This is a genomic window from Enterobacter sp. ZOR0014, assembly GCF_000798855.1.
Classification (GTDB): Bacteria; Pseudomonadota; Gammaproteobacteria; order Enterobacterales; family Enterobacteriaceae; genus Enterobacter; species Enterobacter kobei.
Map to the genome: position 1 here is coordinate 1 of NZ_JTLF01000063.1, position 13,527 is coordinate 13,527.

Annotated in this window: 11 protein-coding genes; 3 read left to right on the top strand and 8 right to left on the bottom strand. The window is 54.6% G+C overall.

Annotation, left to right across the window (positions count from 1 at the left end):
• Positions 1-578 (bottom strand): ribosome biogenesis GTP-binding protein YihA/YsxC (gene yihA / locus L977_RS02560; RefSeq protein ID WP_047624615.1); only part of this gene is annotated, 578 nt, incomplete at its 3' end.
• Between the two features lie 577 nt (positions 579-1,155).
• On the opposite strand from yihA, the gene yihI reads away from it, so the two are divergent.
• A complete protein-coding gene (gene yihI / locus L977_RS02565; RefSeq protein WP_014885763.1) occupies positions 1,156-1,671 on the top strand; it encodes a Der GTPase-activating protein YihI in 516 nt (171 codons plus the stop codon).
• Positions 1,672-1,859: 188 nt separating this feature from the next.
• A complete protein-coding gene (gene hemN, locus L977_RS02570) occupies positions 1,860-3,233 on the top strand; it encodes an oxygen-independent coproporphyrinogen III oxidase (protein ID WP_047624616.1) in 1,374 nt (457 codons plus the stop codon).
• A 99-nt stretch (positions 3,234-3,332) separates the two neighbouring features.
• On the opposite strand, the gene L977_RS24385 is transcribed toward hemN, so the two are convergent.
• The 4 genes from L977_RS24385 to glnA form a co-directional block, all read right to left on the bottom strand.
• Positions 3,333-3,443 (bottom strand): YshB family small membrane protein, encoded by a 111-nt coding sequence (locus L977_RS24385; protein ID WP_023331639.1) that lies wholly within the window; start codon positions 3,441-3,443, stop codon positions 3,333-3,335.
• A gap of 110 nt (positions 3,444-3,553) precedes the next feature.
• Positions 3,554-4,966, bottom strand: coding sequence for a nitrogen regulation protein NR(I) (glnG, locus tag L977_RS02575; protein WP_014885761.1), 1,413 nt, complete (start codon positions 4,964-4,966; stop codon positions 3,554-3,556).
• A gap of 11 nt (positions 4,967-4,977) precedes the next feature.
• A complete protein-coding gene (glnL, locus tag L977_RS02580; protein ID WP_047624618.1) occupies positions 4,978-6,027 on the bottom strand; it encodes a nitrogen regulation protein NR(II) in 1,050 nt (349 codons plus the stop codon).
• Positions 6,028-6,196: 169 nt separating this feature from the next.
• Positions 6,197-7,606: a glutamate--ammonia ligase gene (gene glnA, locus L977_RS02585; RefSeq protein WP_008501856.1), complete on the bottom strand. Its 1,410-nt coding sequence runs from the start codon at positions 7,604-7,606 to the stop codon at positions 6,197-6,199.
• A 378-nt stretch (positions 7,607-7,984) separates the two neighbouring features.
• Between glnA and typA the strand changes: the two genes are divergently transcribed.
• The gene (gene typA, locus L977_RS02590; protein WP_047624623.1) at positions 7,985-9,808 is read left to right on the top strand and encodes a ribosome-dependent GTPase TypA; all 1,824 of its coding nucleotides are present in this window, start codon (positions 7,985-7,987) and stop codon (positions 9,806-9,808) included.
• A 79-nt stretch (positions 9,809-9,887) separates the two neighbouring features.
• Here typA and ompL read toward each other — a convergent pair whose 3' ends face one another.
• The 3 genes from ompL to L977_RS02605 all read right to left on the bottom strand — a co-directional run bounded on the left by ompL (position 9,888) and on the right by L977_RS02605 (position 13,499).
• On the bottom strand, positions 9,888-10,574 hold the full coding sequence (gene ompL, locus L977_RS02595; protein ID WP_014885758.1) for a porin OmpL: 687 nt from the start codon (positions 10,572-10,574) through the stop codon (positions 9,888-9,890).
• Positions 10,575-10,648: 74 nt separating this feature from the next.
• The gene (locus L977_RS02600) at positions 10,649-12,073 is read right to left on the bottom strand and encodes an MFS transporter (RefSeq protein ID WP_023331636.1); all 1,425 of its coding nucleotides are present in this window, start codon (positions 12,071-12,073) and stop codon (positions 10,649-10,651) included.
• Between the two features lie 43 nt (positions 12,074-12,116).
• The gene (locus L977_RS02605; RefSeq protein WP_014885756.1) at positions 12,117-13,499 is read right to left on the bottom strand and encodes an MFS transporter; all 1,383 of its coding nucleotides are present in this window, start codon (positions 13,497-13,499) and stop codon (positions 12,117-12,119) included.
• Positions 13,500-13,527 lie beyond the last annotated feature (28 nt).

The window sequence follows — 13,527 nt, forward strand, 5'->3', positions numbered from 1 at the left end:
GAACATTGGCGCAGCTTGTCTACACCCTGTTTTTTCAGCGAAGAGAAAGGCTCCACCTGAACATCGCCATTGAAGGCCAGTACCGCTTCGCGAACCATATTCACCTGCGCTTTACGCGCACCGCTTGCCAGCTTATCGGCTTTTGTCAGCAGCACCAGCACGGCAATATCGCTTGCGACGGCCCAGTCGATCATCTGCTGATCGAGATCTTTCAGCGGATGGCGAATGTCCATCAGCACCACCAGACCTTTCAGGCACATGCGTTTTTCCAGGTATTCGCCCAGCGCACGTTGCCATTTGATCTTCATCTCTTCAGGCACCTGCGCATAACCATATCCCGGCAAGTCGACCAGGCGTTTGCCTTCAGCCACTTCAAATAGGTTGATCAGCTGGGTACGGCCAGGCGTTTTTGAGGTGCGCGCCAGGTTCTTCTGATTGGTCAGCGTATTCAGGGCGCTGGATTTCCCCGCATTGGAGCGGCCAGCAAAAGCCACTTCAATACCGGTATCAGATGGCAGGTGGCGAATATCGGGCGCACTGGTGACAAAATGCGTCTGTTGGTAGTTCCAGGTAGTCACGTGGTCGTCTCCAAAATCGTAATCTGGGGGGGATTATACCCGAATGCCAACAAAAGGCTTTTCTCATTACACAGAGCTTGCAGGGGAAAGCCCGCACTTGTGTGAGAGATCGGCTCATCATGCTATGGGAGATTTAAGAGAATTCGCAGGTGTCAAAAAAGTCAAACTGTTTTAAATCATAAGCTTATTTCCGGGCAATTGTCTGAAAATCTCTTTTTGCACCGTTTCGTTGCTTGTTAGTTTAAGCGAACAAGGTAAAGTATGCGTCAGGGCGAGGAAGCCAACAGGAATTCGACTTAAGGATTAGGGTCAGGAGCGCCAGGAGGCGAAGACGCAGGACAGTCAGGACGACCGGCGCCTGGAGGCGTTTTAAAAGGAAAGGGAACCGTACACGGACGGTATCAGCCAAGGGATAAACAGGGTTTGTTGTTGGTAAACATGGAATGTCTGACCCGCTAAGGGTTGTGAGTCAGGAAAAAAGGCGACAGATTGCTCTGTCGCCTTTTTTCTTTGCTTGCTTTCTGCTAGATTTCGCCGCAATTCTATACTGAAGAAAACGACTTAAAGACAAAACATCATGAAAAAACCAACCTCCGCAGCGGGTGCTAAACGCCCTGCGAAAGCACGCCGCAAAACGCGCGAAGAACTGAACCAGGAAGCGCGCGATCGCAAACGCGATAAAAAACATCGTGGCCATGCTGCGGGAAGCCGTGCGAACGGCGGTGGTGCAGCGGGCGCTTCTGCAAAAGGCAAACAGCAGAAAGATCCTCGTATCGGCAGTAAAACTCCCATTCCACTGGGCGTGACAGACACCCCGGTCACTAAGCAGCACAAACCAAAGAGCGAGAAACCTATGCTTTCACCGCAGGCTGAGCTGGATTTGCTGGAGAACGATGAGCGCCTGGACGCGCTGCTGGAACGTCTTGAAGAGGGTGAAACCCTGACCGCTGAAGAGCAATCATGGGTGGATGCCAAACTGGACCGCATTGATGAGCTGATGCAGAAGCTGGGTCTGTCTTATGACGACGAAGACGACGAAGAAGAAGATGAAAAGCAGGAAGATATGATGCGTCTTCTGAAGGGTGGAAACTAACATTTGCACCCGGCAGGTACGATAGTCCTGCTTATAACCCTTCCGGTTATATGTTATCTGGTGTGGTTATTCGTTAAACTACGGCGGTTGTCGCGGCGACAGAAGTGGCTGCGCACCCGAATGATGGCCCGCAACGGGGCCAGAACGGGCCGCCGTATACGAACGCGACACCAACGGAAGGAGTGAGCATGTCAGCACCAACTATCGACTGGGATTTGGCCCTAATCCAGAAATATAACTATTCCGGGCCGCGTTATACGTCATACCCCACTGCGCTGGAGTTCTCCGATGCCTTCGGCGAGGCGGATTTTCAGCAGGCTGTTGCGCGCTATCCTGAGCGCCCGCTGTCGCTCTACGTCCATATTCCGTTCTGCCACAAGCTCTGCTACTTCTGCGGCTGCAATAAAATCGTTACCCGTCAGCAGCATAAAGCCGATCAGTATCTCGATGCGCTCGAACAGGAAATTCTTCACCGCGCACCGCTGTTTAAAGGGCGTCACGTCAGCCAGCTTCACTGGGGCGGCGGCACGCCAACCTACCTGAATAAAGCGCAAATCACGCGTTTGATGACGCTTTTACGCAGCCACTTTAATTTTAACGACGATGCTGAAATCTCGATCGAGGTTGATCCGCGTGAAATTGAGCTGGATGTCCTGGATCACTTACGCGCGGAAGGCTTCAACCGTCTGAGCATGGGCGTGCAGGATTTCAACAAAGAGGTCCAGCGTCTGGTGAACCGCGAGCAGGACGAAGAGTTTATCTTTGCCTTGCTCAATCATGCGCGTGAAATCGGCTTTACGTCGACCAATATTGACCTGATTTACGGCCTGCCAAAACAGACGCCAGAGAGCTTCGCCTTCACGCTGAAGCGTGTGGCCGAGCTTAACCCGGACCGCCTGAGCGTCTTTAACTATGCGCACCTGCCGACGTTGTTTGCCGCCCAGCGTAAAATCAAAGATGCGGATCTCCCTTCTGCTCAGCAGAAACTGGATATCCTGCAGGAAACCATTACTTCGCTGACCGAGACCGGCTATCAGTTTATCGGTATGGATCACTTTGCTCGTCCGGATGACGAACTGGCGATCGCCCAGCGAGAAGGGGTGCTGCACCGCAACTTCCAGGGATACACCACGCAGGGCGATACCGATCTGCTCGGTCTGGGCGTCTCCGCGATAAGCATGATGGGCGACTGCTACGCGCAGAACCAGAAAGAGCTGAAGCTGTATTATCAGCAGGTGGATGAAACCGGCAACGCCCTGTGGCGCGGCATTGCGTTAACCCGTGATGACTGTATCCGTCGCGATGTGATCAAGGCGCTTATCTGCAACTTCCGTCTCGAATTCAGCGATGTTGAGGCGCAGTGGGATCTGCACTTCAGGGATTACTTCGCGGAAGATCTGAAGCTTCTGGCACCGCTGGCGAAAGATGGGCTGGTGGAGGTGTCGGAGAGTGCCGTTGAGGTCACGCCGAAGGGGCGTCTGTTGATTCGTAACATCTGTATGTGCTTTGACGCGTATCTGCGCCAGAAGGCGCGCATGCAGCAGTTCTCGCGGGTAATTTAAGCAGCAATGCCGGGTGTCGCTTCGCTTACCCGGCCTACATTTGCGCTTTTGTAGGCCGGGTAAGGCGAAGCCGCCACCCGGCTTTTCATTGACAGCTCGCTAGCTAAACAGCCCCACCAGCGCCGCACACAAAACAGCCGCAACGGCGGTTTGTGGCGTGTGGCTTTCAACGGCTCCGCTAGAGAGCATATTTACCAAAGTTTCCAGCATGATCGACACCCTCAATTTCCGGGCACGATCATACAAAACTCATCAGAACAGTAAAGCGCAAAATAACGGCAATTTGCGCTCAATTAATAACCTTTACACTTCGGGTAAGATTACTCCATTCCCAGCTCTTTAAGCTTGCGCGTCAGGGTATTACGCCCCCATCCCAACAGGCGGGCGGCTTCCTGCTTATGGCCTTGCGTATGACGAAGCGCGGTGGTCAACAACGTACGTTCCATCTCTGGCTGGGCTTCAGACAACAAGTTTTGATGACCGGAACGCAGCGCGCGGTCGGCCCATTGTGCCAGCAGCGTCGCCCAACTGTCCGGCAACGCGTGACCGGTACTGCTCTCAGGCGCGGTCGCTTCAAACAGTTCGGCCGGTAAATCCTGAATTAACACTTCCTGCCCGGCAGCCATCACGGTTAACCAGCGACAGGTATTCTCCAGCTGACGCACGTTGCCAGGCCACGCCAGACGCGTCAGGGCGGCATCGGTTTCCGGGTGAAGCTGCTTGGCTTCCACACCCAGCTCGCGGGCGGCCACCTGCAGGAAATGGCGCGCCAGGCGGGGAATATCTTCCCGGCGCTCACGCAGCGGCGGCAGATGAACGCGAATCACGTTCAGGCGATGGAATAAATCCTCACGGAATTTGCCTTCCTGTACGCGTTGCTCCAGGTTCTGGTGCGTCGCGGCGATAATGCGCACGTCCACCTTCACCGGCGCGTAGCCGCCCACGCGATAAAACTGCCCGTCGGCCAGCACGCGCAACAGGCGGGTCTGAACATCCAGCGGCATATCGCCGATCTCGTCCAGGAAAAGCGTCCCGCCATCAGCCTGTTCGAAGCGCCCCTGGCGAATGGTATTCGCGCCGGTAAAGGCCCCCTTCTCGTGGCCGAACAGCTCGGACTCAATCAAATCTTTTGGGATCGCGGCCATATTCAGGGCGATAAACGGCGCTTTTGCTCGCGGGCTGTGGCGATGCAAGGCATGCGCCACAAGCTCTTTACCGGTTCCCGACTCACCGTTAATCAGCACGCTGATGGATGAACGCGACAGACGGCCAATAATGCGAAACACATCCTGCATCGCTGGCGCTTCGCCGATGATGTCGGTGGTAGGCCCAAAATCGGGCGCGTGACGCGGCTGTTGCTGCTCCTGGTAATGGCTAATCGCACGCTCAACCAGTGCCACCGCCTCATCGATATCAAACGGTTTGGGCAGATAATCGAACGCCCCTTGCTGATAGGCACTCACAGCGGCATCCAAATCGGAGTGTGCCGTCATTATGATGACCGGAAGCATAGGGTGGCGTTGTTTAATCTGCTTTAAAAGCGCCAGCCCGTCCATGCCCGGCATGCGAATATCCGAAAGCAGAACGTCTGGCGTTTTGGTGGTGAGTGCATCGAGCACGTCGCTGCCGCTCTCAAACGTCGTGCAGCTTAATCCTGCCCCTGTGAGCGCGCGTTCAAGCACCCAACGGATGGAGCTATCGTCATCGACTACCCAGACTATCCCTCGTTGCATAAACGTCACCTTTATTTTTTAATCGGCAGGAAAACCGAAAACTCGGTATGTCCCGGCCAACTGGTAAATTCAATTTTTCCGGAGTGCTGATCGATCAAGCTGCGGGCGATAGATAAGCCCAGGCCGGTCCCGCCTTCGCGACCGCTGACCATCGGATAAAACAGAGTGTCCTGAAGATGGGAGGGAATACCGGGCCCGTTATCCTCGACGTCGATGCGCGCCGCCAGCCGATAGCGCACGCCATGTAAGGTGAGCTGGAAGGCGGTACGGGTACGTAAAATAATCTCGCCCCCTTCCGGTCCCAGCGCCTGCAGGGCATTACGCACGATATTCAACAGGACCTGCTCAATTTGATCCGGGTCATGCGCCAGTTCCGGCAGGCTGGGGTCGTAATCACGCACCAGCGTGACGTTCTCCGGCAGCTCCATCGAGACGAGTTTCACGACGCGTTCAGCCACCTTATGAATGCTTTCCGTAACATGCATTCCCGGCTGTTGCGGCCCCAGAAGACGGTCAACCAGATTACGCAGACGGTCCGCCTGCTCAATGATGACGTTGGTGTACTCCGCCAGCGCAGGATCGGGTAACGCCTTGGTCAGAAGCTGCGCCGCACCGCGTAACCCACCCAGCGGGTTTTTGATTTCATGCGCCAGACCACGCACCAGGTCACGGGCGGCAATTTGCTGCGCATGCTGGAGCTGCTCCTGGCTCAGGCGACGCTGATTATCCATCGGCGCCATTTCAAGCAGGATCATCCCTTCTGGAAGTCGTTGCGCAGTCAGCGACAGAATATGCGAGCGCCCGTCGATCACCAGTGTCACTTCGTTATCGGTAAACCCCTGGCCGGCCTGCAAACTTTCCTGCATCAGGCCAATATTCAGCGAAAAATAGCTCAGGAGTTCCGGAAGCGGGGTACCAAACAGTTTCCGCGCGCTTTGGGCCAGCAGCTGCTGCGCCGCCGGGTTGGCGTAATGAACGGCCAGCTCGTCGTCGACCAGCAAAATACTGTTAATTAAAGAATTGAGGATCTGCCCAGCATCGGGCAGCTTGCCAGTTGCCATTCAGCAGTCTCCTGGAGTCGTTGCACTGTTTTAGTGCAGTATAGCTTTTTCGGCGTAAAAAGCGCGTGAGATCAGGTTGTTGGTGGAGAAAAAAGCCCATCCGGAGATGGGCTAAAAGTTTCCACGGCAACTACTCCCGGCGCTTGTCACGCCGGGTAAAACAACTTAATTAAACGCTGTAGTACAGTTCGAACTCAACCGGGTGCGGCGTCATGCGCACGCGGTCGTTCTCTTCGGTACGCAGGGCGATGTAAGCATCGATAGCGTCGTCAGTGAACACGCCGCCCGCCGTCAGGAACTCACGGTCTGCGTCCAGCGCCTGCAGGGCTTCTTCCAGAGAGCCAGCAACCTGTGGGATCTCTTTCGCTTCTTCTGGCGGCAGGTCGTACAGGTTTTTGTCCATCGCTTCGCCTGGGTGGATCTTGTTCTTGATACCGTCCAGACCGGCCATCAGCAGTGCTGCGAAGCACAGGTATGGGTTAGCCGCTGGGTCCGGGAAGCGAACTTCGATACGACGCGCTTTAGGAGACGCCACCACCGGGATACGGATAGAAGCAGAACGGTTACGCGCAGAGTAAGCCAGCATGACTGGTGCTTCGTAGCCCGGGACCAGACGCTTGTAGGAGTTCGTGGTTGGGTTCGCCAGGGCGTTGATCGCTTTAGCGTGTTTGATAACGCCGCCAATGTAGTACAGCGCCTGCTCAGACAGACCAGCATATTTGTCGCCAGAGAACAGGTTGGTGCCGTTCTTGGACAGAGACATGTGGCAGTGCATACCGGAACCGTTATCGCCAAACATCGGTTTTGGCATGAAGGTCGCGGTTTTACCGAAACGGTGCGCAACGTTATGCACAACGTATTTGTAGATCTGAATTTCGTCCGCTTTTTTGGTCATGGTGTTGAAGCGGGTAGCCACTTCGTTCTGACCCGCAGTCGCGACTTCGTGGTGGTGAGCTTCAACCACCAGGCCCATCTCTTCCATCACCAGACACATGGTGGAACGGATGTCCTGTGCAGAATCGACCGGTGGAACCGGGAAGTAACCGCCTTTCACGCCTGGACGGTGACCTTTGTTACCACCTTCGTATTTGGTGGAGGAGTTCCATGCACCTTCGATGTCGTCGATTGCTACGTGGGAGCCAGAAATAGAGGCACCGAAACGGATGTCATCGAACAGGAAGAACTCTGGCTCTGGCCCGAACAGCACGGTGTCCGCGATGCCGGTAGAACGCAGGTACTCTTCAGCGCGTTTAGCGATAGAACGTGGGTCGCGGTCGTAGCCCTGCAGCGTGCCTGGCTCGAGGATGTCGCAACGGATGATCAGGGTTGGTTCTTCGAAGAACGGATCAATGACCGCGGTGGTCGCATCTGGCATCAGAACCATGTCGGATTCGTTAATGCCTTTCCAGCCACCAATGGAGGAGCCGTCAAACATTTTGCCTTCTTCAAAGAATTCGGCGTTCACCTGATGAGCAGGGATTGTGACGTGCTGTTCTTTACCTTTGGTATCGGTGAAGCGCAGATCAACAAACTTCACTTCATGTTCGTTCAGCATCGTCAAAACGTGTTCAGCGGACATACTTAACTCTCCAGATTGGTCATTGTCGTCGTGGTAACGAGGTCTTCAATTTCTGTTTGTACTGGCCGTGTGCCATGTATTTTTATAAAGCGAAATCTGTGCCAACTTTTAAAACACCCCAAAAAGGCGTTATCATGCGCACCATAGTGCAAAAGGGCTGCACCACAATGGATTTGTTGCACCAGTATAGTGCTTCAATGTGAACATTGAGCACCATATTGGTGCAATTTACGTTAAAGTGCCCTTTTACCGCTCCGTGAAAGCGATCACAAAGCATCTCTGCAATACTTGTTTGCGGGGGATGTTTGTGATCCTGTTTTGTAGTGCGATTAATCCGTGTACAATAACGCGCTATTTCTAAATGCCTGAGGCAAAGTTGTGATCGAAAATTTGCGTAACATCGCCATCATCGCGCACGTAGACCATGGTAAAACTACCCTGGTTGACAAGCTGCTGCAGCAATCCGGTACGTTTGATGCGCGTGCCGAAACCCAAGAACGCGTGATGGACTCCAACGATTTGGAGAAAGAGCGTGGGATTACCATCCTCGCGAAAAACACCGCGATTAAATGGAATGACTACCGTATCAACATCGTTGATACCCCAGGGCACGCCGACTTCGGTGGTGAAGTTGAACGTGTAATGTCCATGGTAGACTCCGTTCTGCTGGTCGTTGACGCAATGGATGGCCCAATGCCACAGACGCGCTTCGTGACCAAAAAAGCTTTTGCCCATGGTCTGAAGCCAATCGTTGTTATCAACAAAGTTGACCGTCCTGGCGCGCGTCCTGACTGGGTTGTTGACCAGGTCTTCGACCTGTTCGTTAACCTCGACGCGACCGACGAGCAGCTGGACTTCCCTATCGTTTACGCGTCTGCGCTGAACGGTATCGCTGGTCTGGACCATGAAGACATGGCTGAAGACATGACCCCGCTGTATCAGGCGATTGTTGACCGTGTTCCTGCGCCAAACGTTGACCTGGACGGCACCCTGCAGATGCAGATCTCCCAGCTCGACTACAACAACTATGTTGGCGTCATCGGCATTGGTCGTATCAAGCGCGGTAAGGTGAAGCCTAACCAGCAGGTCACTATCATTGATAGCGAAGGCAAAACCCGTAACGGTAAAGTCGGTAAAGTCCTGACTCACCTGGGTCTTGAGCGTATCGAGAGCGACATCGCGGAAGCGGGCGACATCATCGCGATCACCGGTCTGGGCGAGCTGAACATCTCCGACACCATCTGCGATCCGCAGAACGTCGAAGCGCTGCCTGCTCTGTCCGTTGATGAACCAACCGTATCCATGTTCTTCAACGTCAACACCTCTCCGTTCTGTGGTAAAGAAGGTAAATTCGTTACCTCTCGTCAGATCCTTGACCGCCTGAACAAAGAGCTGGTGCACAACGTTGCGCTGCGCGTTGAAGAAACTGAAGACGCTGATGCATTCCGCGTTTCTGGTCGTGGTGAGCTGCACCTATCTGTTCTGATTGAAAACATGCGTCGTGAAGGTTTCGAGATGGCGGTTTCCCGTCCGAAAGTTATCTTCCGCGAAATCGACGGCCGTAAACAAGAGCCGTTTGAGAACGTAACGCTGGACGTTGAAGAGCAGCACCAGGGTTCTGTCATGCAGGCACTGGGCGAACGTAAAGGCGACCTGAAAAACATGAATCCAGATGGCAAAGGCCGCGTACGTCTCGACTACGTGATTCCAAGCCGTGGCCTGATCGGCTTCCGTTCTGAGTTCATGACCATGACCTCCGGTACCGGTCTGCTGTACTCCACCTTCAGCCACTACGACGACGTGCGTCCGGGCGAAGTGGGCCAGCGTAACAACGGCGTGCTGATCTCCAACGGTCAGGGTAAAGCGGTTGCGTTCGCGCTGTTCGGTCTGCAGGATCGCGGTAAGCTGTTCCTGGGTCACGGTGCAGAAGTTTACGAAGGCCAGATCATCGGTATTCACAGTCGTTCTAACGACCTGACCGTAAACTGCCTGACCGGTAAGAAACTGACCAACATGCGTGCGTCCGGTACTGACGAAGCAACGGTTCTGGTTCCACCGATCAAGATGACTCTGGAGCAGGCTCTGGAATTCATCGATGATGACGAACTGGTCGAAGTGACTCCACAGTCAATTCGTATCCGTAAACGTCACCTGACTGAGAACGATCGTAAACGTGCAATGCGCGGTGCGAAAGAAGAGTAATACAGTCAATCTGTAGGCCGGGTAAGCGTGCGCGCCTCCCGGCAACTAAAAAGCCGCTGATTTCTCAGCGGCTTTTTTATTAGAACGAGTACCGTAACCCCAGCCGAATCCGGTACTGCTCGCGGTTGTAATCATTCCATCTGTCCAGCCACTGAAGTTCGAGGTACGGCAGCCAGTTTCTGTCGATCTTATAGCTGAATTTATTGGTGATTTCCCAGTGATGGTCTTTGCCATTTTTGCTGTGATAATCATTCACCCGCTGGAAAAAGTGCGGTTCAAACGTGTAGAAAAACGCATCCGTTACTTTGAAATTCCAGTAGTTGGCAAACTCGTGCGTGTCGTTCTTATCCATCTGACCGTTATAGTCCGGCGTATCGTAATTGTTATGGTTATAGCGATAGCGGAAGGTCAGGTTAAACCAGTCGATGAATTTATAGTTGGTGTCCAGATAGACGGCACCACCCGAACCGGCGCTGCTGTCATTAATCAATCCGCCGGGCTGGAAGGTGAGTTTGTCGGTGGGTTTAAAGAGCGGATACCATCCCTCTATTTCGTTATAGCTGTGCTTCAGTTCATCCCATTTCCCCACGTTATAGGCATTAGTGAACATCAGGCCCGCGCCCATATCAAAGTTATATCCCGCACGCAGGATCACCTCGTGCAGTTCAGAGGCCGTATTGTAAGCTTCGCGGGTTTCGACATAGGCCCCGGCAAATACCGGGCAGGACACAGACGACACGATCAGTACAGTGATGATTCTTTTCATAATTTGTCCATGTATCAGGTACAGAAAGGCCTCCCTCCTGATTAACAGGAAGGACATATTGGCCGGATTTATTGTTATAAAGTGACTGCTGACGCTTTATTGTTGGTGGTTATCTCAGGGGTATTCGCTGATTGTTTTTTCCGTTTTCCAATCTCCTCGATAATAAAGGCGAAGCGCGCTTCGTTGAGTTTATAAAACAGCCCCATGGTCACAGCGGCGACGATTGCCAGACCGCATGGCCAGAGGAAAATAAGCTGACGCAATCCCAGCAGCGTGCCCGCGCTTTGAACGGCATGGGGAACGTAGCCAATCTGGGTCAGCATGATGCCGGGCAGGAAGCCGGCGAGGGCGGCGGATATTTTGCGCGAGAAGGTATACCCGGTGTACACCGACCCCTCGGCGCGGATGCCGGTTTTCCATTCGCCATAATCGACGGTATCCGGCACCAGCGCCCAGTTCAGACTGTTCACAAACGCCGTGCCGAAGAAGGCCATACAGGAAAACAGCACGAACAGCAGGGAGCTGGTCCCCCAGAAGAAGTTCAGCACGTCACCCACTGCCCACAGTGCCAGCCCACCCAGATACACCGGCTTCTTGCCAAAGCGCTTCACCGCGCCGGGCACCAGAAACACGCCAATCAGAATGCAGCCCATGCTGAAAAAACCCATCCACGACAGCAGATGAAGATCGTTCAGCACGTACTGGGTGTAATAGACCTGAATCGCCAGCTTGATGTTAAACGCGGCGAGGGTACACAGGTTGGCGATGCACAGCACCAGCAGCGGCGGGTTGCGGAAAATCGCGCAGAACGATTTCAGAATGCCGGGCTTATGGTGGTCGGGCGTGAGCTCCACGTAGCGTTCTTTCACACCGCTGTAGCACCACCACATGCAAAACAGGCCACCCGTCACAAACACCAGCGCGGCCACCAGATAACCGAGTGAGGGCTGGTGGACGAACAGTGCCTGAATGGGCATAAAGCCCACGGTGCAGAGCAACAGCCCCACCGTCGCGCCGCCCTGACGCCAGGCGGCCAGCTGCGCACGCTCGTTCGGGTTTTTGGTTATGGCCGGAACCATCGCGCCGTAGGAGCAATTCATCAGGCTGTAGCACAGGCCAAACAGCATAAAGAGCACCGTGGCGAGCGCCGTTTTCACCGTCAGGCTAAAGTCGTTGGCCATAAACTGCGCCGTCGCGACCAGCGCCACCGGGACGGAGGCGTAGAGAATGAACGGCCGGAATTTTCCCTTCTTACCGATATTCCGCCGGGAGTCCAGCAGCACGCCGGTCAGCATGTCGGTAAACGCGGTGAAGAATTTCGCCACCAGGAAAATAATGCCGCCATAGAACGCGGGCATGCCCAGTTCATCGGTGTAAAACTTCAGCAAATACAGCGTGCCAATACACAGCATCAGGTTCGAGCCAAAATCGCCCATCCCGTAGGCGCACTTCTCACGCAGGCTCAATTTCAGGGTTAACGGATCAGTATTATCTCTCATGGTCGATCCTCAGAGCGCCCCGCAGGGCGCTCTATCACGTCATTTATGCCGTACGCTTGCGCAGTTCGATCTCTTCGACGATGCGCACATACATCTTCTCGTTGAGGTTGTAGAAGCAGCCCATCGCCACGATGGTGATGACCGCCAGCAGGCTTGGATAGATAAATATCAGCTGCCGCAGCCCTTCAACCGTACCGGCGGATTGCACTACGTTGGGCACATAGCCGATCTGCGTGAGCATGATCCCCGGGAAGAAGCCCGCCAGCGCCTGAGATACCTTGCGGAAGAAGGTAAAGCCGGTATAGACCGTTCCCTCAGAGCGCACGCCGGTGCGCCACTCGCCGTACTCCACGGTGTCGGAGACCAGCGCCCAGTTCAGGCTGTTCACAAACGCGGAACCGAAGAACGCGAGGCAGGAGAACGCCACAAAGCTCACCGAGCCGCCGCCGAAGAAGTAGTTGAGCAGATCGCCCGCCACCCAAATCATCAGCCCGCTGATGTAGACCTTTTTCTTACCGAAGCGCCGCACCGCGCCGGGCATCATAAAGACGCCGATAAAAATACAGCCCATGCTGAAGAAGCCCATATACGACAGCAGAATCGGGTCGTTCAGCACGTACTGCGTGTAGTAGACCTGGATGGCGAGCTTGACGTTAAAGGCACCCAGCGTGCACAGGTTAGCGATGCACAGAATAAACAGCGGTCGGTTCCCGGCGATGGCGCGAAAAGACTGCAACAGCCCCGGCTTTTGCGCCGGATTGGCAGGCTGCATCTCGACGTAACGCTCGGTCACGCCCTTATAGCACCACCACATAAAGAACAGCCCGAACAGCGAGAAGAGGGTGGCGGCAAAGATATAGCCCAGCTGATCGTTGCCTTCAATCAGGTTCATCACCGGGACAAAGCCCACGGTACAGAGCAGCAGGCCGAGCGTGGCACCGCCCTGACGCCATGCGGCCAGCGAGGCTCGCTCGTCCGGGTTTTTGGTAATGGCGGGCACCATCGCGCCGTAAGAACAGTTCATCATGCTAAAGAACAGGCCGTACAGCATAAACAGCACGGTTGCCATCACCGTTTTACCGGTCACCTCAAACGGCGTGCCGACGAAGTTGGCAATCGCCAGCAGCGTCACCGGGAAGGCGGCGTACAGCACGAACGGGCGGAATTTCCCTTTCGGGCCAATCTTGCGCCGGGAGTCGAGCATGATCCCGGTGCCCATATCGGTGAAGGCGGTAAAGAACTTCGCAATCAGGAAGATGATCCCGCCGTAGGTGCCCGGCAGCCCCAGCACGTCGGTGTAAAACTTCAGCAGATACAGCGTGCCGATATCCAGCAGGATGTTAGAGCCGAGATCGCCCATCCCGTAGGCGAGTTTCTCTTTAAACGGCAGGCGCAGGGTTGCCGGATCAGAAGTATGTTGACTCATTATTGTTCTCCGTCTGCCCGCAGGTTTC

Excerpts from the sequence above, each read along its gene's own strand:
- yihI (WP_014885763.1), top strand. The coding sequence starts at position 1,156 with ATGAAAAAACCAACCTCCGCAGCGGGTGCTAAACGCCCTGCGAAAGCA.
- hemN (WP_047624616.1), top strand. The coding sequence starts at position 1,860 with ATGTCAGCACCAACTATCGACTGGGATTTGGCCCTAATCCAGAAATAT.
- L977_RS24385 (WP_023331639.1), bottom strand. The coding sequence starts at position 3,443 with ATGCTGGAAACTTTGGTAAATATGCTCTCTAGCGGAGCCGTTGAAAGC.
- glnG (WP_014885761.1), bottom strand. The coding sequence starts at position 4,966 with ATGCAACGAGGGATAGTCTGGGTAGTCGATGACGATAGCTCCATCCGT.
- glnL (WP_047624618.1), bottom strand. The coding sequence starts at position 6,027 with ATGGCAACTGGCAAGCTGCCCGATGCTGGGCAGATCCTCAATTCTTTA.
- glnA (WP_008501856.1), bottom strand. The coding sequence starts at position 7,606 with ATGTCCGCTGAACACGTTTTGACGATGCTGAACGAACATGAAGTGAAG.
- ompL (WP_014885758.1), bottom strand. The coding sequence starts at position 10,574 with ATGAAAAGAATCATCACTGTACTGATCGTGTCGTCTGTGTCCTGCCCG.
- L977_RS02600 (WP_023331636.1), bottom strand. The coding sequence starts at position 12,073 with ATGAGAGATAATACTGATCCGTTAACCCTGAAATTGAGCCTGCGTGAG.
- L977_RS02605 (WP_014885756.1), bottom strand. The coding sequence starts at position 13,499 with ATGAGTCAACATACTTCTGATCCGGCAACCCTGCGCCTGCCGTTTAAA.